Raw genomic sequence first — 25,594 nt, 5'->3', positions numbered from 1 at the left:
CCCCGCACCTGCGACGAACTGTCCGAACCACTGTCGGTGGGCCCTCGCGCACGACTAGTCTCGGCAGTCATCGGTACCACTATGGGGAGGGTAGGCATGAAGCCGTCCCGGCCGCTGTACGAGCGCGAACCGGAACTCGCCGCCGCCGAACAGGCCGTGGATGCCCTGTGCGGCGCCCAGGCCGTCGGCGGGCTGCTGATATTCAGTGGCGAGGCGGGCATCGGCAAGACCGCACTGCTCGCCGAGATCGAGACCATCGCGACGGACCGATGCACGGTCTGGTCCGCGCGCGGCGGTGAGACGGTCACGTCCGTGCCGTTCCACGTCGTACGCCAACTGCTCCAGCCCGCCCTCGACCAGTTGCCGCCCGACGAGGTGCGCAGCCTGTTCGGCGCCTGGTACGAGATCGCCGCGCCCGCACTCGGACTCGCCGAACCCAGGGGCCCGCAGCCGGATCCGCAAGGTGTGCGGGACGGCATCGACTGGGTCGTCTCGCGGCTCGCCTCCCGGCTCAGCCACCGTCCGCTGCTGCTGATCATCGACGACGCGCACTGGGCGGACGGCGAATCCCTCGCCTGGCTGGCGTCGTTCACCTCGCGCCTGGGCGAACTGCCCGTCCTCGTCATCCAGGCACACCGGCCCGACGAGCTGGCGGCGCGCACGTCCCAGGGCGGCAGCGGCCATCCGGATCAGGTCCGGGTCGCGCTGCGCGCCCTCACCCCGGACGCCACTTCCGAACTGGTCAGGGCCGCGCTCGGCGAGCACGCCGACGACCCCTTCTGCCGCGAGGTGTGGGCCGTGACCGGCGGCAACCCGTACGAGGCGGTCGAACTCGTCGCCAAGGTGCAGGACCGCGAACTGCCGCCCCTGGAGGAGTCGGCCGGGCTGCTGCGCGAACTCGGTGCCTCGGCCCGCGGCAGCGGACTCGTCGCCCGCCTCGAACGGCTCGGCACCAACGCCAACCGGTTCGCCTGGGCCGCCGCCGTCCTCGGCACCGACATCTCCCAGGACCTGGCCGCCACCCTCGCCGGGATGAGCCCCGCCGAGGCCGCCGACTGCACGGCACGGCTGCGCGACGCCCGTATCGTCAGTGGTTTCGATCCGCTGGAGTTCGTCCACCCGCTCATCGCCACCGCCGTCTACCGCTCCATCCCGCCGGCCACCCGCACCGCCATGCACGGCCGGGCCGCCTGGGCGATCACACGGGCCGGACTCGGCGCCGCAGCGGCCTCCCGCCACCTCCTCGAAGTCCACCCGGACGACGATCAGGAACTGGTCGCGCAACTTCGCGAAGCGGCCGGCCAGCACCTCGCCGTCGGCGCCCCCGAGGCCGCCCGCCGCTGCCTGGAACGTGCCCTGCGTGAGCCTCCACGCCACCAGGTGCGCGCCACGCTGCTGTACGAGCTCGGCTGCGCCACCCTGCTCAGCTCCCCGCCCACCACCGTCCAGCATCTGCGGGCCGCCCTCGACCTGCCCGGCCTCGACGACGAGGTACGTGTCGACGCCACCTTCCGGCTCGCCGCGGCCCTCTCCCACAACAACCAGCTGAAGGAGGCGGCGCTCGCCCTCGCCGACGAGGCCGGACGCACCGCCCCGGGCCCCGGCCGGATGCGGCTCCAGGCGGCGCACTTCCTGTGGGAGGGCATGCAGGCCGCCGAGGAGGACGGCCCGGCCCGCTCGCGCCGGCTTGCCCGCAACGCCGACCATCTCGCCGGCCGCGACAACGCCGAACGCGCCCTGCTCACCATCCGTGCGTTCGACGCGATGCTGCGCGGCGAGAACTCCCAACTCGCCATCGACCTCTGCGAACGCGCCCTCGTCGACGGCCATCCGGCCCGCGGTCTCGGCTGGACCGACACCGAATGGGGCTTCGAGTTCCCCACCCTGGTCGGCATCACCTATGCCTTCACCGACCAGCTCGACCGGGCCGAGGAACTGTTCGGCGAGGCGGTCCGCGCCTTCGAGATCTCCGGCTGGAGCGGCGCCCATCTCGCGTTCGCACACACCCTTCTCGGCCTGGTCCACCGTCGTCGCGGACGCCTGGCCGAGGCAGAGGGGTTCCTGCGCGAAGGACTGCGGCTCGCCGACCGTGTCGGCAGCGGTCTGCCCGTCCACTGGGACGCCGCCTGCCTGCTCATCGACACGCTGCTGGCCCGTGGCCGCGTCACCGAGGCCCGCACGATAGCGGACCGGTACGAATTCGGGCTGCCCTACCCCAGTGCCATGGTCCTGCCCGACGCCCCGTGCATCCGCGGTCGGCTTCTGCTGGCCGAAGGCCGCACGAAGGAGGCCGTCACCGAACTCGAAGCGGCCGGCCAGGCGCTCGAGCCGCGCGGCAGGTTCAACGGAATCTGGGCCCCCTGGGCCGGCGATCTCGCCCGCGCCCTGGCCGACGACGATCCGGCCCGCGCCTCCCAACTCGCCACCTCGGCCCGGGTGCACGCGGAGCGGTTCGGTACGGAGACAGCGATCGGCGAGGCGCTGCGCTGCGTCTCCCTGTTCGCCCGCCCCGAGGACGCCCGCCATCTGCTGGCCGAGGCGGTCCGGCACCTGGAGGCGTCCCCGTCCGGGTACGAACACGCACTGGCCCGCTTCGAGTACGGGGTCGCGATCCGCTCCCCGCGAGAGCTCGCCCGGGCGCAGAAGCTGGCCACGGCATGCGGCGCCGAAGGACTCGCGAACCGCGCCCACCAGGCACGGGCGTCGATCCGGTCCTCGGAGTGAGGTAATGTTTGTCCTGCGCGGCCACCCGGGAATACCGGGGGGAATCGCATCGGGACGTGGCGCAGCTTGGTAGCGCACTTGACTGGGGGTCAAGGGGTCGCAGGTTCAAATCCTGTCGTCCCGACAGTGATGTCGGTAATACCGCAGCTCAGAGGCCATCCGCGAGGGTGGCCTCTTTGAGTTGCTTTGAGAGCGGTGGGAGTGAGCGAGCTCCCACTGTTTCCCCTTGACCACTCGCTCCCATCCTCAGGGGTGGCCCCATATGCGATTTCGTGCAGGTATGTGCGATTTGGGTGGGCGGCGGGTGGGCGGGACATCCGCCGGATCGGGTGGCGTGCCACGTTGGGGTTGCGGGCCTCGCAGGCTCCCGAACTCGCTCCCGTGGGTGGGTGGCGCGGGAACGCGGCCCCCATGACTGGGATCCGGTGATGGGGGCACGAGGAGACTCGACCTCTTGTCCGATTCGCATACCTCAAATGTCGGATATATGCCTGGCTCCCTGTGTCGGGCATTGAGGCGTTGAACGCAGTAGGGAGATGCTTCGCAGGTCGGAGAGGGTGTGTCGGGCGGAGCAGCGGGGGTGACGGCATTCGGAAGCGATTGCGTCGCCGGCAGCGGTGCGGAGATGTGGGCGCCGGTCGGTGAGGGTGGGTACGCCGCTGGCCGCCTGCCTGATCGGTCTGAACAACGCCAAGTCGCCGATTGTGTTCGGCGGTCTGCTCGGCACGACGTCCGGTGTGGCCGGCGGACTGGCCGCCACCGACAAGCGGCTGGTCCCGCACGGTGGCGATGACGGCCACCTTCTACACGGGGGTCGGCTGCCTGCCCTTCACGCCGGTAGCCCGCCGGGTCGATCACGTCGGCCAGGTCGCCGTCCCCGGCCGGTCGCTTCTGCAACGGGCCGCCGGGCCGGCGTCGGGATCCGGTATCGATCCGGGGCCGTCGAGCACCGACTGCGCGCCTGCGCGAGCGAGAGGCCGTCCGCATCGCCGGCCTGCGCCTGGGCGGGCAGTGCCGGCGGTCCGGCGAACATCACAAGGGAGGCGGCCACACCACGCAGTGTCACGGATCTCTTCATAACATCCCTACTGAGGCCGTGAGTTCGCGGTGGCCAGACTCTTCACGGAGGGTGCGTGCCGTCGCGGCGCCTGCTGGTGCCGGAAATCGGCATGGCGGAAAGTCGACGCCAGGGCACGACGGACAAGCGGCCACATTCGCTCCGATTACCGCGTGGAACGCCGCGGGGCGGCCATATCCATACGGATGGGGAGGCGTTCGCCCACCGCTGTTCCCTCGTTCGCTACGGCCACGACGGGCCCCGTGACGGGACCGGAACGCTGGCTGGACGCCGGGCGCGATCACATCCCGCTCCGGGCTGCGGGGCTTGACATGCGGCGTCGCGCGGCACAGCCTTTGGCAACGTTGTCATTCGCTCTGCCGCGGGACGTGCGGAGTCAGTTCGGCTTGCGCCGCATTTTGATGGGACGTCACACTCATGACCGAACAGTCAGGTCCGTCGCGCCACCCGTCACGACGGACCATCGTCACCACGGGTACCACCCTGCTGGCCGGATTCGGCCTCAACTCCGCGCTGCCCGTGTCGACCGCCGCTGCCGCCCCCACCGGCGCACCAGTCATCTCAGCCACCACGCCCGGTGAACTGGCCCTCCACCGGCCGGTCCAGGTCTCCTCGACCGCCTACGCCGCGACCCCCGGCTCGTTCGTCACTGACCGCCTCTCCTCGCCCGGCGTGCGCGGCAGCGGCTGGCGGGCCGAGGACGGCGACCCGCAGTGGATATCCGTCGACCTCCAGTCGGTGTGCGAGGTCTCGGAGGTCCGGCTGACCTTCGAGGCGGACGCCTCCGACCCGGTCTACACGCCGCCGACCACCGGCAACGTGCACAGCGGCACCACCGGCAAGGAGATCCAGTCCAGCTACTCGCTGGTCTTCGTCGTCGAGACGTCCCTGGACAAGGAGTCCTGGACCACCGTGTACCGCACCACGGCGGGCACCGGCGGCGTGGTGAACATTCAGCTCCCGCGCCCGGTGCCGGCCCGCTGGGTGCGCATGACCTCCCAGAAGCGCTCCAGCCCGCTGCCGCTCGGCCTCAACGGCTTCGAGGTGTACGGCACCGCCGAGGGCGGCCGTCCCGCCGCCACCGGCTGGACCGACTGGGGCGTCGACCGCCGCGAGGCGCCGAAGCTGACCGTGGCCGGCGACGGCACCGTGCCGGTGGAGTCGGGCTGGCGGCTGACCATGGACGACTGGGCCGGCGCGGACGGCGCCGCGCTGTCCCGGACGAACGTCGACACCAGCACCTGGCTCCCGGCGGTCGTGCCCGGCACCGTGCTCGGCTCGCTCGTGGAGCGGGGCAGGCTGCCGGACCCGGTGGCGGGCCTGAACAACCTGCACGTCCCGGAGGCGCTGTCGCGCCACTCCTGGTGGTACAAGCGGGACTTCGCGCTGCCCCGCGACCTGCGCACCGGGGCCGGCCGGCACGTGTGGCTGGAATTCGACGGCGTCAACCACGAGGCCGACGTGTGGCTGAACGGCAAGAAGGCCGGCGATCTGACCTACCCGTTCGCGCGGGCCGCCTTCGACGTCACCGAGCTGCTCTCGGCAGGCGGCGAGAACGCCCTCGCGGTGCGGATCACGCCGATGCCGGTGCCCGGCAGCCCGGGTGACAAGGGCCCGCTCGGCGAGGCCTGGGTGGACGCCGGCGCGAACCAGATGAACCTCAACTCCCCGACCTACCTGGCCTCCTCGGGCTGGGACTGGATGCCGGCCGTGCGCGACCGCGGCGCGGGCATCTGGAACCACGTGCGGCTGAGATCCACCGGGCACGTCGTCATCGGCGACCCGCGCGTGGACACCTCGCTGCCCTCGCTGCCGGACGTGTCGGTGGCCGAGGTGACCGTGGTCGTGCCGGTCCGCAACGCCGACTCCGCCGACCGGAGCGCGACGGTCACCGCCGCGTTCGACGGGGTGCGGGTCTCGAGGACCGTCACCGTGAAGGCCGGTGAGAGCCTCGACGTGGTGTTCGCCCCGGACGCGTTCCACGAGCTGAAGCTGCGGAATCCCAAGCTGTGGTGGCCCAACGGCCTCGGCGCGGCCGACCTGCACGAGCTGACGCTCACCGCCACCGTCGGCGGCCAGGAGAGCGACCGGCGCGTCACCCGCTTCGGCATCCGCCAGTTCGGCTACGAGTACAAGGTGCCGCTCGCGTTCACCTCGTCCGGCGACGCCTACACGCAGACCGTGACCTTCGACCGGCAGCAGGCGCGCCACGTCCGGATCCGCTGCCTGACCCGGGCCACCTCCTGGGGCAGCTCGCTGTGGACGCTGTCGGTGATGGACAGCACGCGGGCGGGCACCGACCTCGCTCTGCACGCGCCGGCCACGGCGTCCAGCGACGACGGGAACGGCGCGGGCAACGCCACCGACGGCGACGCCGGCACCCGCTGGTCCTCGGCCTACGAGGACGACCAGTGGATCCGGGTCGACCTCGGCACCTCCCAGTCCTTCGACCGGGTCGACCTGACCTGGGAGCAGGCGTACGCGAAGTCGTTCACCGTGCAGGTCTCACAGGACGGCTCGGACTGGACCGACGTGAAGGCGGTGGACAACGGCGCGGTGCCGCTGCCGTTCAACAACGGCAACGCGAGCCTCCAGGTGGAGGACTTCGACCGGCGTACCGCCCGCTATGTCCGGCTGAACTGCGGTCTGCGCAACACCAGCTGGGGCAACTCGCTGTGGGCGTTCGGGGTCGTGGACCGCAGTGACCCGGGCACCGACCTGGCGCTGCGGCAGAAGGCCACCGCCTCCACCGAGGAGTCGGACCACCCGGCCGCGCACGCCACCGACGGCGACCCGAACACCCGCTGGTCCTCCGCCTACGAGGACCACCAGTGGATCCAGGTCGACCTCGGCTCCGCGCGGACGTTCGACCGCGTGGCCGTGGTCTGGGAGTCGGCCTACCCGAAGACGTACGTCATCCAGGTCTCGGTCGACGGCGAGCAGTGGACCGACGTCAAGACGGTCACCAACACGCCGGACCCGTTGATCATCTCCGTCAACGGCGTGCGCGTGCTGGCCCGCGGCGGCAACTGGGGCTGGGACGAGCTGCTGCGCCGGATGCCGGCCGAGCGGATGGACGCGGCGGTGCGCATGCACCGCGACATGAACTTCACCATGATCCGCAACTGGGTCGGCTCCAGCGACCGTGAGGAGTTCTTCGCGGCCTGCGACCGGCACGGCATCCTGGTGTGGAACGACTTCCCGAACGCGTGGGGGATGGATCCGCCGGACCACGAGGCGTTCAACTCCCTCGCGCGCGACACCGTGCTGCGCTACCGCATCCACCCGAGCGTGGTGGTGTGGTGCGGCGCGAACGAGGGCAATCCGCCGGCCGCCATCGACAAGGGGATGCGCGAGGCGGTGGAGCAGCAGGTGCCGGGCCTGCTCTACCAGAACAACTCGGCGGGCGGCACCATCACCGGCGGCGGTCCCTACGGCTGGGTGGAGCCGGAGAAGTACTTCGACCCGATGACGTACGGCAGCCGGGACTTCGGCTTCCATACCGAGATCGGCATGCCGGTGGTCTCCACCGCGGCGAGCACCCGGAACATGACGGGCGACGAGCCGGAGTGGCCCATCAAGGGCGCCTGGTACTACCACGACTGGAGCGAGCGCGGGAACCAGGCTCCGCAGAACTACAAGGCGGCCATCGAGGCCCGGCTGGGCGGCGCCGCAGGCCTGGACGACTTCGCCCGCAAGGCGCAGTTCGTCAACTACGAGAACACCCGCGCCATGTTCGAGGCGTGGAACGCCAACCTGTGGGACAACGCCTCCGGCCTGATGCTGTGGATGTCCCACCCGGCCTGGCACAGCACGGTCTGGCAGACGTACGACTACGACTTCGACGTGAACGGTACCTACTACGGCGCCCGTTCGGCCTGCGAGCCGCTGCACGTGCAGGCCGACCCGGTGAAGTGGCAGGTGATCGCGGTCAACCACACGGCCGCCGACCTGCGCGGCGCCACCGTCACGGCCCGGCTGTACGACCTGTCCGGCCGGCAGCTCGGCAAGGGCCGGTCGACGCGGGTGGACGTGGCGCGGGCGGGCACCACGAAGGCGTTCACCGCCGAGTTCGGCGCGGACTTGCCCGCCCTGCACCTGCTGCGGCTGACGCTGGAGGACGCCCGGGGCCGTGAGGTGTCGCGGAACACCTACTGGCGCTACCGGGAGACGGCCGACCTCCAGGGGCTGAACAAGGCGAAGCAGGTGCGGCTGACCGGGCTGACCACGTGGGTGAAGCGGTCAGGCGAACGGCGGGAGATGTCGGCGGTCATCCGCAACACCGGCTCGGCGGTGGCGGCGATGGTCCGGCTGTCGCTGCTGGCGGACAGGCACGGCCCGCGCGTCCTGCCGACGCTGTACAGCGACAACTACCTGTGGTTGCTGCCGGGCGAGTCCCGCACGGTCCAGGTGTCCTGGCCGGCCGGGGCGTGCGACTCCCGGCACCCGGTGCTCACGGCCGAGGCGTACAACGGCCCGGTCGCGGTACTGCGCGGCTGAGCCGCACCGCCCCGGCTGCCCCGGGCCCGGCCCCGTGCCGGGACCGGGGCAGCCGTCGTTCCGGGCACGGGGCCGGTCAGCGGCCGGTGAGCGGCTGCCCCGTCCAGCAGGTGCAGGCGAGCGGTGCCGGGTGGCTGCGGCGCGGAATCACCCCTCGTCCTGTCCTTGCACGTGTGCTGCGTCCTGGCTGCGGAGCATCGGCTTGACCACCTTGCCGCCTGCGTTCCGGGGAAGCTCGGTGACCAGCACGAGGTCCTTGGGCCGCTTGAAAGAGGCGAGCTTTCCTTCCAGGAACTCCGTCAGCTCGTGCAGTGACAGTTCGGCTCCCGGGGTGACGGTGACGTAGGCGACCGGCACCTGGCCCCAGCGCTCGTCGGGCCTGCCGATCACCGCGACCTCCCGTACGCAAGGGTGCGCGGCCACGGCGTTCTCCAGCTCGGCGCAGTAGATGTTCTCGCCGCCGCTGATGATCATGTCCTTCTTGCGGTCGACCACCCAGACGAAGCCCTCGTCGTCCCGCTTGACCAGGTCACCGGAGTGGAACCAACCTCCGTGAAAGGCCTCCGCGGTCTCCTGCGGCTTCTTCCAGTACCCCTGCATCAGTGTGGGCCCGCGATAGACGATCTCACCGACCTCGCCCACGGCGACGTCGTTCATGTCCTCGTCGACGATGCGGCACTGGATGCTGGGGATCGGCCGGCCGACCGAGCCGAGCTTGCGCAGGGAGTCCTCCCCACGGAGCACGCAGGTGACCGGTGAGGTCTCGGTCTGGCCGAACACCGCCACGTTGAGCGCGCCGGGGAACTTCTCGCTCATGGCGCGCAGGGTCGCATCGCTCGCGGGGGCGGCCCCCCAGCTGATGATCCGCAGCTTCAGGTCACGCTTGTCGATGCCGGGCTGGGCGCAGATCAGGTCCCACTGCTGCGGAACGTTGAACACGACGGTGGCACCTTCGCGTTCATAGGCGTCGAGCACCGCTCGCGGGTCGAAGGCCCCCAGGGGATGGATCACGACCGTGCTGCCGACCGCGAAGTTCGCCGCGACCGAACCCAGGCCCGCGATGTGGAAGAAGGGCGCCGTCAGGAAGCCGACGTCGGAGTCGTCGAACATCTCCATCGCGCGGATGCACGTGGTCGCCTGCACCTGCATGTTGCGGTGGGACAGCATCACCCCCTTCGGCCGGCCGGTGGTGCCCGAGGTGTACATGATCAGCGCGGTCGACTCCTCGCTGACGTCCGGCAGTTCCATCGGCTCATATGCCGACAGGAACTCCTCGTACGCGCTCCGGCCTTCGGTCTCGGCCTCGCCCGATTCGCCGATGACGACGACCGTGCCGATCGACGCGGCGTTCGGCACGGCCTTGAGCAGCGGCAGGAGCTGTGCGTCGACGACGATCGCCGAAGGAGTGCAGTCGCTCAGGATGTAGTCGAGTTCCAGCGGTGCGAGCCGGAAGCTGAGCGGGACGGCCATGGCCCCCAGGCTGTTCGCCGCGAACACGCTTTCCACGAACCATGGATGGTTCAGCGTGAGCATGGCCACGCGGTCACCCGCAGCGACGCCCCGGTCGGCGAGCGCGGCGGCCAGTTGCAGCGACCGCCGCGACAACTGCGCCCAGGTCGTGGTCTCCCCGAGATGGCGCAGCGCGGGCCTGTCGGGTCGCATCATCGCGTGGGTGGCCGCCTGGGACATCCAGTGGTGCCGGAAGGACCAGGCGGGCGCCGTACCTGTCGACATGAGCGACTCCTCGGGTGTCGTATCGATCGGCGGTCGCTGCGGCATTATGCCGCTCCATGCTGCGGGTCGAGAAGCGTTTTGTTAATGAAAAATCACGTGCGTCGTGTCTCGGGGCCCGCCCGTCGCGCGGTCCGCACTCAGGTGCCCCCGGGCTCGGCTCGACGTGTGATTGACTGGGCCGTATGGCTCCGTCTCCGCACTCGCCGGTGCGTTCATGACCGCCGAGCCGGCCTCGGCCACTCGCCCCCGCAACCGCAGGCAGCTCATCGTCGATGCGGCCGGAAGGCGCTTCAGTGAGCGCGGGTACCACGCGGCGTCCATGGAGGAGATCGCCGTCGGCGTGGGCATCACCGCCGCGGCGGTGTACCGGCACTTCCCGAACAAGTACGCACTGTTCGCGGAGTGCGCGCATGCCGTGGTGGACCGACTCGTCGCCGCGCTCGACGAGATGCCACCGGAGGCGCCCTCGGCGGACGTACTCACCGCCCTCATCCGTGTCACCGTCGCGCACCGCGCGTCGGGCGGCGTGTACCGGTGGGAGGCCAGGTACCTCAGCCGCGAGGATCGCCGGCTGCTCAGGGCGAAGTTCGCGCACGTCGTCGGGCGGGTGACCGAGGCGGTACGGCGCGAGTGTCCGCTGCCTGACGAGCAACTGCGGGTCGCGGCGGCTCTCGGCGCGATCGGGTCCATCACGATGCACCACACATCCATCGCGCAACGCCGGCTCGAGGAACTGCTGTTGACATGTGCCCTGCGCGTGGCGGCGACCGACCCGGTACTGGTCAACGGGAGCAAGCGCTCCGTCGCGCTGCCGGCCCTGCCGGTTCCGCGCTCGCGGCGCGCGGAGATCCTCGCGGCCGCCGTCCCGCTGTTCGCCCGGGACGGGTTCGCCAACGTCACGAACGGCCAGATCGCGGAGGCGGTGGGGCTGACCCCGTCCGCGCTCTACCGTCACTACCCGGGCAAGGTCGACATCCTGGCGGCGGCGTGCCTGCAGGCGGCGGGGCTGCTGGAGCAGGCGGTGGACCAGAGTCTGCACGAGGTGGCCGATCCGCATGACGCCGTCGTCGCGCTGGCGGCGACGTACGTGGCCTACAGCTTTGAGCACACCGCACTCACGAGCGTTGCCGAAGCCGAGCTGATCGGCCTGCCGGCAGCGCTGCAGCGCCCCTTGGTCCTTGCGCAGGGTGAGCACATCGCCGTCTGGGAGGAGCAGTTGCGACTGGCCCGCCCGGAGCTGGACCCGCGTCAGGCCCGGGTGCTCGTGCACGCCGGGTTCGGCGTGGTGGTCGAGGCCGGGCGGAGACTGCGGTGGCAGGACAGCCCCGGTCACCGTGCCGCCGTGACCGGTCTGGTCGTGGGTGCCCTGGGTCTTTGAGCGCAGAGCGCGCAGAGGCCCGTCCCGCGGCGGTGCGCCGCGCGAGACGGCCCCCTGTGTGATCGGTCCGGTGACTCAGGAAGTCGGCCTGTTCCCCGTCGGGATCACGATGGGGGTGGTCGTCCCGGACGTGCCGTTGTTGAGGAACAGCATCGCCAAGGCGCGCACGAACTGGTCGAACATGTAGAAAGCGCCGGGCACGACGGGTGACAGCCCTTCGCGGAACAGGATGAAGGCCGGCCATCCGGTGCGGATCAGGGCCGCCGAGGCGTAGTCGCGCTTCAGCCCCAGCCAGTCGCCGATCTCGTTGCTGAGGACGTAGCGTACGAACTCGTTGAGGAATCCGCGCGTGACGCCCAGGTCGACCTGGGCGGTCAACCCCAGCAGGTCCTCAGCCAGTTCGATGCCCTCGGTCGTCGGGGTGAGGATCGGCGTGAGCACCTGACCCGATTGCGCTTCCGCGGCGGCCCACGTCCTGGGGATGTACTCGTCCCGCACGCCGAGCAGGTGAAGGGCGACCTGCCAACTGTGCAGGAAGGCTTCCTGGTCCTCGGCCGGGAACGGGACCTTCCAGTCGAGCAGCTTCCTGCGCACGAAGGTGCCCAGGCTGTGGAAGGTGACCAGGATGTCGGCGTTGCTGATCGGGATTTCCTGGTTCGAGACCGCCGCCCAATGCGGCGACTGCGGCAGCAGGTGTCGAACCGCGGCCTGCACCAGACGCGTCTTGTTGGCGGTGACCACGAACTGGCCCGTCGGCTCGAAGCCCTTCAGCTGGGCCAGGTCGTAGCCGAACGTGAACGTCTTGGCCGCGCGGTCCTTCATGTTGGCGCCACCTGCGGACCAGTACACGCTCCTGGCCTCGCGCGGGATCACGGTGCTCATGATCCCGCTGCCGAGCCCGTAGAGCATGAAGAGGTAGGTGTCTCTGCGCCGGTTGAAGTCGGCGGCGCGAGCCAGCTTGCCGGAATCCGCCCAGGAGGGAAGCCTGTTGACCTTCTGCAGGTATGCGGTGAGGTCGGCGGGCAGGCCGCTGGGCAGCGGGTCGTTGTTGTTCACCCACGACGCCATCGCGGTGTTGGCCGCCGGAACCTGGCCGTTGGCGAGGAGTGAGGCCACCAGCTGGTCCACCTCGTCGTCCCACACGTATTCCGGGTCGGTGCCCGCGCCGGTTCCGGCGATCGAGCCTGTCGGCGACCACGCCCACGCATTGGTGGTGCCACACGAGGCCCAGCGCGGCACCGAGGAACAGGACTCTCCTGCGGCTGAGATTGTGCATTGACTTACTCGCTTTCCTGGTAGGTCAGGCGGTGCAACAGGCCTTGTGTCGCTTGGTGTTGGGGTCACCACCCCGTTTCAGATATTATCCTCGGATGTGATTTCTGATTAACGTAGCGAGGTGCGTCTGCGTCGACAAGGGCATCGATGTGACCGAGGAGCCGCAACCGACTCGGTCATCGGCCCGCCGATACGCCCCCAGGGAGCTGGACGCAGGGCCACGGCGTCCGACTCGCACCAGTCCCGTACGACCGAGGCGCCCGCATGAGCACGGAGCCAGGCCCGATCCCCGCGCCCCCAGCCCTGCGACGATGAGCGCTCGGCCCGCTTGGGTGACGGACGAGTCTCCCGGCCCACACCGGCGTGATCCTTCGCCTCCGACTCCAGGGTCTGCGCCCGCGCCACCAGCTCCGGTTCCCGCGAGGGCGCCTCCGTCCGGGCGAAGATCGCACAGGCGTCCTGGTACGTCTGAAGCGCTTCGCCGACGTGCCCCAGCGCGGCCTCCTGACGCGCCGGCATCACCAGCTGCGGCGCGAGGGTGTCCAGAAAAGTCGACGGCTTTCCGGCGGCCACGCTCCGGCGCGTGACCATGCCACTGCGCAGGACCTTCAGCGAATCCTCCGCTCCGCCACTCTCGGCGTACCACTTGCTGAGCAGGATCTCGGAGTCGGCCGGCCGCAGACCGCATTCGGGCTCCACGGCAAACAGTTGGCGACAGACCTCCACGGCCTCCTCCAGGCGAGCCAGCGCCGCGGGCGAGGGTGCCTTGGTGCCCGATGCGGTGGCGGTGAGGAACAGTTCCCGTTCCAGCTGGGAGAGGTAGCGTGACGGATTCATTCGCGCGAGCCGCCGCCAGATCTCCGTCGCCTGTTCGCGACTGGCCGTCGCCTCGTCCTCCCGGCCCAGGGCGGACTGGCGCTGTGCGACACAGCTGTCACACAGCGCTACATGTCCGTTCGTCGTAGCCATACGAGCACAGGGCCTGGACAGATAGGAGCGTCTCTGCTCGAAGCCGTCGAGGGTGCGGCAGCCGCCGGTGAGCGGGCCGAGAAGCTGCTGCGCGGAGGCCCGGTCGGTGCGGGCCGAGGTGAGCGCCGCCTCCATCGCGGTCATGGCGTCCTGCCATGCGTTCCCTCCTGCGTCCGGTACCACGAAGTCATGGCGCCGACGGCCTGCTCGGGCTCAGTCGGCCGTCAGCTCCCAGTCGAGTTGCCAGAGCCGGATGCCGTCGTCGCCCGCCGACACCAGGTTGCGCAGGTCGGCGGTGAGTTCGAGGTATCTGATGCGCTCCTGGTGTCCCTCGAGGACGTGCAGGCAGCGTCCGCTCGCGACCTCCCACATCCGTACGGTCTTGTCGTGGCCCGCCGAGAACGCGAACCGGGCGTCGGGAGTGAAGCGCACGGCCGAGACCCAGCCCTCGTGCCCCTCGAACTCGCGCAGGCATCGCTCGGTCCCGGCGTCCCACAACCGGATCCGCGCGTCGTCCATGCACGTGGACATGGCCAGGCGGCCATCGGCGCTCAGGCACGCCGCCAGGATCGGGTGTGCGGGTCCTGCCCAGGTTCTCAGGCACGTTCCGGCGCCGAGGTCCCACAGGCGGACCACACCTCGGGTGTCGCCGACAGCCGCGAGCCGTGCGTCCGCGGAGGTGGAGATCACGTTGACCGGGCCGCTGGGTCCGGTGGCCCCGACGCAGCGGTCGTCATCCAGATCCCACCGGCGGACGGCACCGTCTCCGCTGCCGAACCAGGCGTGCCTCCGGTCGCCGGTGAACATGACGGTCCGCGTCATGTCCCGGTCCGGAGTCAGTTGACGGCGCTCGCCGTCTTCCAGCCGCCATCGGGTGATCGCGAGCGGATTGGTGGCGTAGCACAGGACGTGTCGGCCGTCGTCGCTCAACGCCACCTCGCCCACCCTGCCCCGATGGTCGTCGAGGATCCGCGTGCACGCGCCGCGGTCCAGATCCCAGACCCGGATGGTGCCGTCGCCCTGGCCGCTGACGGCGAGTCGGGCACCGGCGGCGACACCGATCGCGGTGATGGCGCCGTAGGAGAGGTGGCCGGCGTCCAGTGGCCGCGACCAGGCCGCGCGGAGCTCCACATGGCGGGCCGAGCGGCCCAGTTCGTGCCAGGCGGCCAGGAGCTGTGGCGCGCGCTCGTATCCGGGTATCGCCCGGGCGCTGATCAACAGGCCCAAGGCGGACCGGTGTTGCCCGCTCGACATCGCCTGATGTGCTTGGGCGAGCAGTTTTTCGGCCAGGCCGCCGAGCCGGCTGACCTCGGCGTACTCGCGCGGCTTGATCACCTGTGGCTCGGCGGCGTACCCGGCGCCGGGCAGCCGCCAGCGGCGCATGGGCGGGCTGAGCTGCTGATCGACGGAGAAGCCGAACCGGTCGTCGGCGTCCGGGAACCCGACGTGACGCACTCCTCCCCGGCCGACGCCGAAGGTCCGCAGGCACCGGCCACTGTCCAGCTCCCAGACCCGGACGGTGTTGTCCGCGGTCGACCCGGAGAGCAGCAGGCGCCCGCTGTTGCTCAGCGCCAGGTGGTGGGGCGCCCCGGTGTGCCCGGTCAAGGTGCGCAGCTGCCGGCCGTCCACCACGTCCCACAGCCGGATCACCCGGTCCCTGTCACCGACCGCGGCAAGGCGTCCGTCGGGACTGAAGCACATCGAATGCGCCGGCGAGCCCGCGGCCATCGCACGCGACCGGCCATCGGCCAGCCTCCACAGCCGCGCGCCGCCCTCCTCGGCAGTGAGCACGTGACGCCCGTCGGCGCTCACCTCGTACAGTGAGTCGTCCAGCACGGCCCTGAGCGGCTTCCGGAGTGACCAGCGGCAGGTTCCGGTCCACGGGTCCCAGACCTGGACGCGCCCGTCCTCGCCGACCCACACGCCCACGCGTCCGTCGGCGCTCAACCTGATCGGATGCCGTGTGGTGCCGGAGCCCGCCCGCATGACGCGGGAACACCGGCCGGTGGTCAGATCCCAGAACCGAACCGTGCCGTCGCGGCTCGTGGACAGCGCGTACGCCCCGTCGGGGGTGAGGTCGACGCCCTGCACCTGTCTGCGGTGTCCCCGGAGCGTCCGCCGCAGCTCGCCGGTCGCCGTGTCCCACAGCCGGAGCGCGCCGTCCCAGTGACCGGTCATCGCGAGGCGCCCGTCGGGAGTGAACCGGACCGGGAAGTAGCCGCCCACCTCGTGCCGAGCGAGAAGCCGCACCGGTGCGCCCGGCACCTCGTACGGCTCGCTCAGCGCGCGGATCTTCGTGAGGCGGGCATCGGCCACGCTCCCCGAAGACGCGGCCTCCAGCGCCGCCTGCACTTCTGCATGGTCGGGCCGTTCGCGCGCGAGGCTGTGGAGGACATGGGCCGCTTCGAGATCACCGCGTTCGAGGTGGACACGGGCCAGGTGCAGCCGCACCTGCCAGTAGGAGCCGGGGGAGCCGGAGGAGTCGGATTCCTGCGGGATCGCCTCCAGCCGGGCGACGAGTTCGACATCGGTGATCGCACCTGTCCGCCACCGCAGCAGGCCGCCGTTGTACACGGCCCCGGCGTGGTGCGGATCGACCGCGAGCGCCTGGGCGAAAGCCTGCTCGGCGTCGGCGACCCGGCCCAGGTCCAGGAGTGAGAGGCCACGGTTGTTGAGCTCGTCGGCGCGTAGATCGGCCTCCTGCGGTGCCCGACGCGGATATGTCGTGCCCGTCTCGTGCTCGTATATTTTGGCCAGCTCGTCCGCGATCCGAGCCATCGAGGACAACCGGTCGGCCGGGTCCTGCCGCAAGCAGTGCCGGAGCAGATCGGCGACCCGCTCCGGCACAGCGACCGGATTCGGGGGGTCGGCCAGGTACTGCTCCAGCGCCATACCGGCGACCGCACCGGACGACCAGTGCGCGCCACCGGTGAACATCTCGAGGACCGAGACCGCGAAACTGTAGACGTCACTGCGCCGCCCGACGGGCTGACCCGCGAGCTGCTCCGGAGAGGCATAGCCGACCGTCATGCCGCCCGACGGCACCAGAACGCTGGCCCCCGGCGCCGTTTCGAGCCCCGCTGGGGCCACGGAGGCCTTGGACCGGGCGAGGCCGAAGTCGGTGATCTTCGCGGCGCCCGCGTTGTCGAGCAGGATGTTGGCCGGCTTCACGTCCTGGTGCACCAGGCCTCTGCCATGGGCGTGTTCGAGCCCGCGGGCCGCTTGGACCGCCGTGTCGAGAACGCGGGCGAGGACCTGCCGGGCGTCCCCGGTGTAGAGCCGGCCGTCGGAGATCCACTCCGCCAGGCTGCCGCCGTCGACGTACTCGGCGAAGACGCGGGGGACACCGTCGATGACCCGCACGTAGTGGCAGGCGCAGACGTTCGGATGCAGCCCGAGGGACACCCATGCCTCGGCTTCCCTCACGAACATCTCCTGATCGCCAGGGCCGCGGAACAGCTCAGGGCGCGAGCTCTTCACTGCCATGTCGACGCCCCAGGCAAGATGCCGGACCCGGTGCACGACGCCCATCCCGCCGCGGCCGAGTTCGCCGATCACGCGGTACCGGCCGTCGACGGTCTGACCGGTCGACCAGTCCGCGGACGAAGTGGGTGCGTTCACTGTGGTTCCCCCTGCTGGTGACGACCGGCGCCCGGTGAGCCGGCCAGGGAGATCGTTTGTTCGGCATGGGCCGACACGACCGCCTCGGCGGAGCGATCCACGCGTACCAGCACGCCGCTTGACCTGCATGGACATGATTCTCGGCACGCACAGGGCCGCACCCGACACGGCTCGCCCGGCGGCCCGAGGAACTGCGCGCTGCTCTCGAGGACAACCTTGTGTGTCTCGAGGTCCCATATCCCCTTGGTCAACGGCGGTCAACTGCACTGCGGACGCAGGTGCCCGGCCGACCGGACTGTCGGCCTGACCCCGGTCAGCGTTTGATGCCTACGCCCGCCAACAGGCTGATCTGGGCGTCCGCGGGCTCCGTCCCGTCGGCGGGACCGGCGGGCCGCCAGCGGTGGCAGCAGACGATGCCGGGTTCGATCAGGTCGAGCCCGTCGAAGAAACGGCGGACGTCGTTGTGCGAACGGAACTGCACCGGAGACCCGGACTTGGTGTAGACCTCCGCGACCTTGTTCCAGGTGACGGGGTCGAAGTCGGGCGTGCAGTGGTTCATGGCGAGGGCGCTGCCCGCCGGAAGCGGGTCGAGCAGCCGGCGGATGATGGCGTACGGGTCGTGCGGGTCGGTGATGAAGTGCATGAGCGCATTGAGGGAGAGCGCGATGGGCTGGTCGAAGTCCAGGACCTTCGAATCTTCCACGGCGCTCATCAGCGCATCGGGGTCGGTGACATCGGCCTCGATGTAGGCCGTGCGTCCCTGCGTCGTGCTGCGCATGAGGCGTTCGGCGTACTTGAGGACGAGGGGGTCGTTGTCGGCGTACACGACGCGGGCATCGAGCGCGACGGACTGGGCGACCTGGTGCAGGTTGGGTTCCGTCGGGATGCCCGTGCCGATGTCCAGCCACTGGCGGATGCCGTGCTCCTGCGCCAGCACATGGGTGGCCCGGTGCATGAACGCCCGGTTCTCGCGGGCGGTCACGTAGATGCCGGGGTGGGCCTGGGCGGCGACCAGAGCCGCCTCCTTGTCGATCTCGAAGTGGTCCTTGCCGCCGAGGAAGTAGTCGTACATCCGGGCCGAGTGCGCCTTGCTCGTGTCGAGATCCCGGCCGGCCTGACTGGTGGTCATGTTCTTCCCTTCAGATGTGTGTCTGTCGGCCCGCAGGCCAGGGACGGGACCGGTGTCGTCGTCCCTCCTGCTGCCCGCCGCCGGTTCACCCGGCGGCCAAGTGATCGGCCAGGCCCTCCTTGACCCCGCGGACGAACGCGGCGATCTCCTCCGGCGTGTAGATCAGCGCCGGTCCGGCCGGGTCGGTCGACTGCCTTACGGCCACGCGGCCGTCGGCGAGCAGCTTCGCCTCGACGCACTGGCCGCCGTTCGGCCCGCTCCAGGGACGCTCCCAGCCCTGCTCCCCGAGGTCGCGGGCCGGCATCCCGTTGTATACGCCCTCGTCGGTGATCGTCACGAGTACTCCTTGCGCATGCGGTTCAAGAGCGCCCTGCTGACCTCGGACGACGTCAGCAGCGCCATACGGGAATGCGCCTCGAGATGGGCGACTACATCCGCGCGCTGGTCCAAGTAGACGGAGGCGGACAGGAGTTCGCTGTAGACGATGTCCGGCAGCTCGGGTGCCTCGAACCGGAAATACGTGAACGGGGCGCAAGCACCGACATGCGCACCCGCGGCGAAGGGCACGATGTCGAGGCTGACATGCGCGAGCTCGGACACGTCCAGGAGCCGCTCGATCTGCTCCCGCATCACGTCAGGGCTGCCCACCGTCCGGTGCAGGACGGCTTCCTCCATGACCACCCACAACGTGGGGGCGTCCGACTTCTCCAGCAGGCTCTGGCGGTGCAGCCGCAGCTCCACTCGGCGTGCGAGCTCCTCCTCGCTGCCGTTCGGCAACCCGCCGCGCAGCACGGCGCGCGCGTAGTCGGCGGTCTGCAGAAGGCCGGTGACGTACTGGGGTTCATAGGTGCGCAGGGTCTTGGCGCCGGTCTCCAGGCTGACGTAGGCGGTGAACCAACTGGGGACGACGTCGCGGTAGGAGTGCCACCAGCCGGGCTCGTTGGCCTGCTCGGCCAGGTCGACGAACTCGTCGATCTCCTGGCGGTCCGCGCCGTAGGTCTCCAGGAGCTTCTCCACGTAGAGAGGCTTCAGCGCGACCTCGGCCTTTTCCAGCCGGCGGATCGTCAGGGTCTTCACGCGCAGAGCTTTTGCCGCGTCCTCCAGCGAGGCGCCGGCGCCGAGCCGCATGTCCTGCAGCCGGCGGCCGAGGATCATGCGCAGGACTGTCGGCGCGCTGGTGCCGGAACGGGCTTCGCTCACGCCCAACCTCCTGAGGGATCATCAACGGTGCCATTCTGGCAGTGACTTGATGACGACGCCAGGGTGATACACGACTGCTGAAATTATCAGCGAGTCGGTTGCAGCGTGAGCGTGATCACGCGCATAGTTGACATGTGAGCGGTCAAGTCACAGCTCGGACTCGGCATCCGGCCCGGACGGGAGGCGTGATGCCGATGCCGTCGTCGGCACCCCACCGCAGGACGCCTGCCTCGGCACACGCCTCGCACCGTTCGAGCTGCAGCCCGCATGCCCACACCGCGCCCGCCCCCGGAAGGCACTGGAAGGCGACATCCGTGACTCTGCCCACGCCCTCGGCCCCGGCCGTGACCCCCGCCTCGGTCACGACCGTGCCTCGTCGGGAGTACTGGTTCGGCCTGCCCGGCCTGCGCACCAGCGCGAGATCCGCCCGCGACACCGTGCGCGAGCGGCTCCGTGCCTGGAAGGTGCCCGGCGATGCATTGTGCGACGCGGTGCTGCTGGTCTCCGAGCTGACCACGAATGCTGTACTCCACACCGACAGCGGTCATGTCCTGTGTGGTCTCACGCTGACCGGCGACGAGCGGTGCCTGCGTATCGAACTCCACGACGACGGCCGCACCCCGGTCCGCCCGCCCGAGCACCACGCCGGCATCGGCGAGGAGAGTGGGCGAGGCCTGTTCCTCGTCCAGCAACTCGCGGACCGCTGGGGCTCCGCACGCTCGACGCGGGGCGAAGGCAAGGTCGTCTGGGCAGAGTTGACGGCTCACCCATGACGCCATGGGCACCGGCCGGCGCCGAATGTGGCGCCCGCCCCGGCAGCGACAGCATGGATGCAGCGTGGCCGGGCCCGGCCTGCTGCGCACCGGACCCGTTCCCCCGTCCAACGGCAGAGACCGCCATCGGCACCGCACGGCCACGCCACGTCCTCTTCACGCGGCAAGGAAACCCTTCTCCTCGATCCACCCACAGAAGGCGCCCATGACCCCCCACAGCGAAACCGCTCCTCCTGTCGTGCTGTACGTATGCGCCGACCGCGCCCGGGGCGCGCCCGGGGCAGCCACGCAGCGCGCGCAGACAGAAGGCCACGCGTTCGCCCGGGAGCGCGGACTCGCGATCGCCGAGGTCGTCACCGACACATACGGTGAGCCCGACCCGGCCCAGCGCAGAGGGTGGCGGCGTGTGAGACAGCTGGCACAGACAGGCCATGTCACCGCGGTACTCGTCCGCTGGCCCAGCGCCATTGCCCCGGAGTCCGCGCACGAACTCCGGCACCGTGAGACCGCCTGGCTCCACGACCACGGCGTGCGCGTCCAGTACACCTGGGCGCCCCTGTCTTCGAGGAGTGACGAGGTCCTGTGATCCCGCTCGGCGATGCCCGGATCCTTGATGCACCTGGCCAGTGACGGCAGTTGCCGTCCACCGGCGGTTCTGAAGACCCCATGACAGCGGGGAAAGTTCCGCCACAAGAAGCCGGAGAACGTCCGCCGCTGTTTCAAGCCGTCCCCCGAGGCGATCGCCGAGTTCAGGAGCCTGCTCGCGCCCGGCGGCAACAATCGCTGAGCTGCGTTCTTTGAGCCTTCTCGGTGGCAACGGCGGTGGCGGAGAGGAGCGTCGCGGCGGAGAGGCTGCCCCAGAGGGCGGCCGGGCCGTGGGAGGCGAGAGTGGTGATGACCGCCGGGGAGACGGCGAGGCCGAAGCCTGTGGAGAGCTGGAAGCGGGCGAGGGAGCGTCCCAGGACATGGGCCGGGGCGAGGGCGGTGACGAGCGCGGTGGCGCTGCCGGCATAGATGATCTCGCCGATGGTGCAGACCACGGACACCGTGGCGACGGCCGGGGCAATCCAGCCGTGTCCCAGTGAGGTGGCAGCGAGGAAGCCGAGGTAGGACGCGGTGAGTACCACGCCGGCGAGAGCCAGCACGGACCGCCGGGAGAAGCGGGACATCAGGACGGTGACTGGCACCTGCAGGGTGACCACCAGCACCGTGTTGGCCACGAAGATGGCCCCCGGCCACACCCGGGATGCGTGCAACTGTGTCACCAGGACCAGGGGGAGCGCGATTTCGGGGACGTTGAGGCAGAAGACGTAGACCACGTTGGCGGCCAGCAGCGCGTGCATCCGGGGGACGGGCCCATGGGCCCTGTCCTTGACCGGGGTAGCGGCCGGATGCGTGTGCACGTGGACCGACCATGCCAAGGCTGCCGCAGCGAGATAGGCGAGCCCGGTGACGGCTGCCAGCACCTGCAGTGCTGTGGTGCCGCCCGTCAGGTATGCGGTGGCGAGGAGGGCGCCCGCGCCCAGGCCGGCGTTGCGCAGGGCGCGGCCTGCCGCGAGGGCGGCGTCGCGTTCGCGGCCGTGGGCGACCGTGGACACGAGGGCCGCATGGGCGGCCGGCCAGGCCTGGTTGCCGATGCCGAGGAAGAGCGCGGCCGTCGCGAACAGCCAGGCGTGCCCCGCCGGGGTGGCCAGCAGCAGCGCCACGCCCAGCACCCGTACCAGCATCGACGCTGCCACGACCGTGCTGCGTGCGCCCCGGTCAAGCCATCGGCCGACCGCGGGCATGCACGCCAGACCCACGACGTTGCCGACCGTCATGGCGATGCCGGTGGCCGACGGGGACAGCCTCAGCACCGTCACCCCGTAGAGCAGCAGAAAGGGCCGCAGCAGGCCGGTGCCGAGCGCGTCCACGGCCAGGGCGACGGCATAGCGGGGGCCTCCGGAGGCACGGACGAGGGCGCTCGGCTGGATCCTGGTGGTGGTTGCCATGGTGTCAACGGTGCGTTCGGCCGCCGGGCCGACCATGTCGGTTGACGGGCACCGTCAATCGACGCGGTCGTCGGCCGTCTGCCCGGCGATGATGAGGGGATGACGCTGAGGATCGACATCGGCGGACTGCCGTCCGGGCGACTGCGGTTCGCTGCCTCCCCGCTGGCCGAGCTGACCGCGATGCTGCACGTGCTGGCCGAACCTGCCCATCACCCGCAGCTCGCCGGCTGGGCCGGGGACGTCTGGGCCGGGCTGCGGCCGGAGCTGGCCGAGCGGCTCAGGGAGGCGGAGTTCCTCTGGCGTTCCTCACGAGCCGACTTCCTGGTCCCCGCTCGTCCCCGGCCGACCCTTGCCGAGGAGTTGGACGATGTGGACCGGATCGACGATGAAACCTATGTGACCGCCGCGCTCATTACGACGTGCGGCAGCAACCGGGTCCACTTCGCCGCGCCGTCGCCGCTCGCCGACGCGACGGCGCGCGAGCGGGCCCTGGACCTGGCCCAGGCCCGCGGCGCGCTCCAAGAGGCCTTCGCGGAACGGCTGCTCGCGGACCCGGCCGTGGTGCGGGCACGGGTGCGCCACACCCTCGAACAGTGCGCCGAGGCCTTCTTCGACGCCGCCTGGACGGGCGTCGCCGTGCAACTGGCCACCGACCTGCGCCTGAAGAACGACCTGCTGAAGCGCCAAGGCATCGGGGCGGCACTCGCATCGGTCTCCGGCGCAGTCACCCTGGCACCGGACGGCAACTGCATCATCGTGGACAAGCTTCAGGACAATGCGACCGCCGCCCACGGTACCGGGGTCACCTTCATCCCCAGCGTCTTCGGCCGTCCGCACCTGGTGGTGGTCCACGCGCCCGGGTGGCAGCCGGTGGTGCAGTACCCCGTGGCCGGGCCGAGTCCATCGGAGCCGGTATCGCTGGAAACGGTCACACTACGGCTGGAGGCACTCGCACATCCGGTACGGCTGCGGCTGCTGCGCACCCTGGCCCGCGGCCCGCACACCACCGGTGAGCTGGCCCACGCCTGGGAGCTTTCACCCCCGGAGGTCTCCCGCCACCTCGCTGTCCTGCGCCGCGCGGGCCTGCTCACGGCCCGGCGGCACGGTCGTTACGTTCGCTACACCCTCAATCTGTCCGATCTGACGGCGCTGGGTGCCGACCTGCTGGCGGCCGTACTGCGCTGAGTGGCTTCGGTCTGCCAGAACGCGGGCGAGGACCAGGCCGAGCGCGCCGATCCGGTCCTCCACGCCGTCCTGGTGGCGCCGGCAGAGCAGCCCGGCCCGGCCGTGGAAGATCTTCCTGCCTGTCGGCACGGTCGGTCCGGTTCAGGTGCGGTTCATGCCGGTGCTCCTGTGGAAGTCGGGATGCAGACGGCCCGGCTCGCCGCGGCCGAAGGCGCCGCTCACTCGACGGCGGGTCCACGAGGCGGTCCTGAAGGCATGGGGCTACGCGCCGGACGTCCGGGGCGCCGTGTGGCGGTCGTGCAGCGCGAAGTCGGCACGGATGACGCTGCCGGACCGCAGAAGCCTCTGGTGGATCACGGGATTCCGGCTCGAGGACGAGACGACGATGCTCAGATACCGTTCCTAGCCAGTGCGCATAAGTGAGTCCTGGACCCACTGTTGCGTACTGGGCGCATCCCGAACGGTGTTGGATGCGCTGGGTTCCCGCGTTCGCGTCCCGCTCGGCGACGGTCCTCCGGGGGGTCGGTCCGTGGTGGGTGGGCGGGTTCCCTCACGCCCCCGGGTGCCTGGTACGGCCTGGGCGGTCCGATGCCCCGCACGATCACTCCGGTCGTGTGGGGGCGGTGCCGTCCGACGCCGGATCGGGTGTCCGAGGGCGCGTCTCCCGATTGCGATACCGGCGGCATCGTGGCGGGACATGGTGCGGTGTGGGGTGGTCAGTGGTTTCTGCCAGTGCTGGGCACCCCACAGGCTGGTGTAGGCCGGATCCACCGCAACGACCGCAAGCCCCTGTTCGGCGGCCATCGACACCAGCCGGGCCTTCAGCCTCCCGGTCGGCATGCCGGAGATGAGCTGCCTGAACCGCTTGCGGCGGCCGTGCTTCTCGCGGGTCTTCTCAGCCGTGAAATCGAGGTCTTCGATGCCGATCGCGGCGACACCGACCCGCACCGCCCAGTTGATCAACCGGGTCAGGGCGTGGCGGATCTGCGCGTCGCGGTGGCCGGCGGTCCCGGACAGGTCGTAGCCGAAGCGGTGCGGGTCACCGACCGGGTTGCCGTGCCGGTCGAGGCGGTAGGCGGCGAAGTGGTCGGCGTTGGTGTCGACACCGATCATGCCCCGGGCACGGGCGGCCTCCAACGGGATGGTCTTCACGACCGGGCGCTGCCAGGAGGCGGTCAGATACCAGCGTCCGCGCTCCACATCGAGGTGGATGCGGTAGGCGACGGCCCGGTTCGCGGTGATGCGGTCGGCCCACTCCGCACCCCGGTGCGTGAACGCTGCGGTGGAGGCGAGGACGTACCGGCCATGCTTGGCATTGGCCAGGTGCGCGAGCGGGGCAGGCAGCCTGATGCTGACCTCGCCGTCCGGGGTGACACGGATCGTCTCGTTCCCGAATCGCTTGCCCGACTCACCGTCGGCAGCGATGAACCAGCGCCCCGCCTCCCACCGCTCCCGCCACTGTTCCTCGGTGAGCTCGGCCTGGGTGAGATGGTGGCGGGTGTTCAGGAGGCGTCTACCGCCCCGTACCACCCGCACCCGTCCCGCCTGCCGGTCGGCGAAAGCCGCCGTGTGCTGCGCCTCCAGTGCCGCGAGGCGGCGGGACTTGCGGAACCACTCGTTCTTCGAGCGGTAGCCACCCGCAGCGCGCTTCGTCCCGGGTTCCCCGAGCGGGAGGGACAGCCGGTGCCGCAACGTCCTGATACCGGCCGCCAGCTTCTGGATGTACGCCGCCTGGCAACGGCGGGCCAACGCCCACTGATCATGCGTGGCCTTGGTGATCGCCCCGGCGATCCGCGACGACGACACCCCGGTCAGCTCCCGTTTACGCGCCGCCCAGGTCTGCGCACCGTGCTCCAGACCATCCGCACAGCGGGCCTTGAGATCACCGGACGCCAGCGCACCCTGATGCACACCGACCGCACGCAACACCCTCTCGTCCCGGGCGCTCAGGTGCTTGAGACGATCCCGGACCGCGACCCCGCACGGCCCGGGCGCCACGAAGGACGCGGCCAACTCCCGCACACCACCCACCACATC

Annotated in this window: 15 protein-coding genes, 1 tRNA gene and 2 pseudogenes; 9 read left to right on the top strand and 9 right to left on the bottom strand. The window is 70.5% G+C overall.

The window, feature by feature from the left end; all coding sequences use genetic code 11:
* Window positions 1–96: 96 nt before the first annotated feature.
* The 4 genes from OG878_RS05445 (at window position 97) to OG878_RS05430 (ending at window position 8,302) form a co-directional block, all read left to right on the top strand.
* Entirely contained in the window at window positions 97–2,724 is a 2,628-nt protein-coding gene (locus tag OG878_RS05445) for an ATP-binding protein (protein WP_328885699.1), read from the top strand.
* 50 nt (window positions 2,725–2,774) lie between these two features.
* Window positions 2,775–2,848: transfer RNA gene (locus tag OG878_RS05440), tRNA-Pro, on the top strand.
* 493 nt (window positions 2,849–3,341) lie between these two features.
* Window positions 3,342–3,824 (top strand): hypothetical protein, encoded by a 483-nt coding sequence (locus OG878_RS05435; protein ID WP_328885698.1) that lies wholly within the window; start codon window positions 3,342–3,344, stop codon window positions 3,822–3,824.
* Between the two features lie 395 nt (window positions 3,825–4,219).
* Window positions 4,220–8,302 carry a discoidin domain-containing protein gene (locus OG878_RS05430; protein ID WP_328885697.1) on the top strand — a complete coding sequence of 1,361 codons (4,083 nt, stop codon included), beginning with the start codon at window positions 4,220–4,222 and terminating at the stop codon, window positions 8,300–8,302.
* Between the two features lie 147 nt (window positions 8,303–8,449).
* On the opposite strand, the gene OG878_RS05425 is transcribed toward OG878_RS05430, so the two are convergent.
* Entirely contained in the window at window positions 8,450–10,036 is a 1,587-nt protein-coding gene (locus tag OG878_RS05425) for a long-chain-fatty-acid--CoA ligase (protein WP_328885696.1), read from the bottom strand.
* A gap of 214 nt (window positions 10,037–10,250) precedes the next feature.
* Here OG878_RS05425 and OG878_RS05420 point away from each other — a divergent pair, with 214 nt between their 5' ends.
* Window positions 10,251–11,414 carry a TetR/AcrR family transcriptional regulator gene (locus OG878_RS05420; protein WP_328885695.1) on the top strand — a complete coding sequence of 388 codons (1,164 nt, stop codon included), beginning with the start codon at window positions 10,251–10,253 and terminating at the stop codon, window positions 11,412–11,414.
* A 75-nt stretch (window positions 11,415–11,489) separates the two neighbouring features.
* Here OG878_RS05420 and OG878_RS05415 read toward each other — a convergent pair.
* From OG878_RS05415 to OG878_RS05390, 6 genes and pseudogenes are all read right to left on the bottom strand, one after another.
* Window positions 11,490–12,690 (bottom strand): annotated as a pseudogene (locus OG878_RS05415) (oxygenase MpaB family protein).
* Window positions 12,691–12,797: 107 nt separating this feature from the next.
* The gene (locus OG878_RS05410) at window positions 12,798–13,802 is read right to left on the bottom strand and encodes a hypothetical protein (RefSeq protein ID WP_328885694.1); all 1,005 of its coding nucleotides are present in this window, start codon (window positions 13,800–13,802) and stop codon (window positions 12,798–12,800) included.
* A 69-nt stretch (window positions 13,803–13,871) separates the two neighbouring features.
* A complete protein-coding gene (locus OG878_RS05405; RefSeq protein WP_328885693.1) occupies window positions 13,872–17,279 on the bottom strand; it encodes a protein kinase domain-containing protein in 3,408 nt (1,135 codons plus the stop codon).
* A gap of 313 nt (window positions 17,280–17,592) precedes the next feature.
* Entirely contained in the window at window positions 17,593–18,408 is an 816-nt protein-coding gene (locus OG878_RS05400) for an SAM-dependent methyltransferase (RefSeq protein WP_328885692.1), read from the bottom strand.
* Between the two features lie 85 nt (window positions 18,409–18,493).
* Window positions 18,494–18,712 carry a DUF397 domain-containing protein gene (locus OG878_RS05395; protein WP_443049235.1) on the bottom strand — a complete coding sequence of 73 codons (219 nt, stop codon included), beginning with the start codon at window positions 18,710–18,712 and terminating at the stop codon, window positions 18,494–18,496.
* Window positions 18,713–18,741: 29 nt separating this feature from the next.
* A complete protein-coding gene (locus tag OG878_RS05390; protein WP_328885690.1) occupies window positions 18,742–19,608 on the bottom strand; it encodes a helix-turn-helix domain-containing protein in 867 nt (288 codons plus the stop codon).
* Between the two features lie 314 nt (window positions 19,609–19,922).
* On the opposite strand from OG878_RS05390, the gene OG878_RS05385 reads away from it, so the two are divergent.
* From OG878_RS05385 to OG878_RS05375, 3 genes and pseudogenes are all read left to right on the top strand, one after another.
* Entirely contained in the window at window positions 19,923–20,381 is a 459-nt protein-coding gene (locus tag OG878_RS05385) for an ATP-binding protein (protein WP_328885689.1), read from the top strand.
* 205 nt (window positions 20,382–20,586) lie between these two features.
* Entirely contained in the window at window positions 20,587–20,967 is a 381-nt protein-coding gene (locus OG878_RS05380) for a hypothetical protein (protein WP_328885688.1), read from the top strand.
* A 93-nt stretch (window positions 20,968–21,060) separates the two neighbouring features.
* Window positions 21,061–21,168: pseudogene (locus tag OG878_RS05375) on the top strand (site-specific integrase); the annotation flags it as partial.
* Here the strand turns inward: OG878_RS05375 and OG878_RS05370 are convergent.
* On the bottom strand, window positions 21,131–22,372 hold the full coding sequence (locus OG878_RS05370) for an MFS transporter (protein ID WP_328885687.1): 1,242 nt from the start codon (window positions 22,370–22,372) through the stop codon (window positions 21,131–21,133). The pseudogene OG878_RS05375 and the gene OG878_RS05370 overlap by 38 nt on opposite strands.
* A 99-nt stretch (window positions 22,373–22,471) precedes the next feature.
* Here OG878_RS05370 and OG878_RS05365 point away from each other — a divergent pair, with 99 nt between their 5' ends.
* A complete protein-coding gene (locus OG878_RS05365; RefSeq protein ID WP_328885686.1) occupies window positions 22,472–23,557 on the top strand; it encodes a helix-turn-helix domain-containing protein in 1,086 nt (361 codons plus the stop codon).
* A gap of 402 nt (window positions 23,558–23,959) precedes the next feature.
* Here the strand turns inward: OG878_RS05365 and OG878_RS05360 are convergent, their stop codons facing one another.
* On the bottom strand, window positions 23,960–25,588 hold the full coding sequence (locus OG878_RS05360; protein WP_328885685.1) for a transposase: 1,629 nt from the start codon (window positions 25,586–25,588) through the stop codon (window positions 23,960–23,962).
* Window positions 25,589–25,594 lie beyond the last annotated feature (6 nt).

The organism is Streptomyces sp. NBC_00316, from assembly GCF_036158715.1.
GTDB lineage: Bacteria > Actinomycetota > Actinomycetes > Streptomycetales > Streptomycetaceae > Streptomyces.
This window is presented reverse-complemented; position numbering and strand designations above follow the sequence as displayed.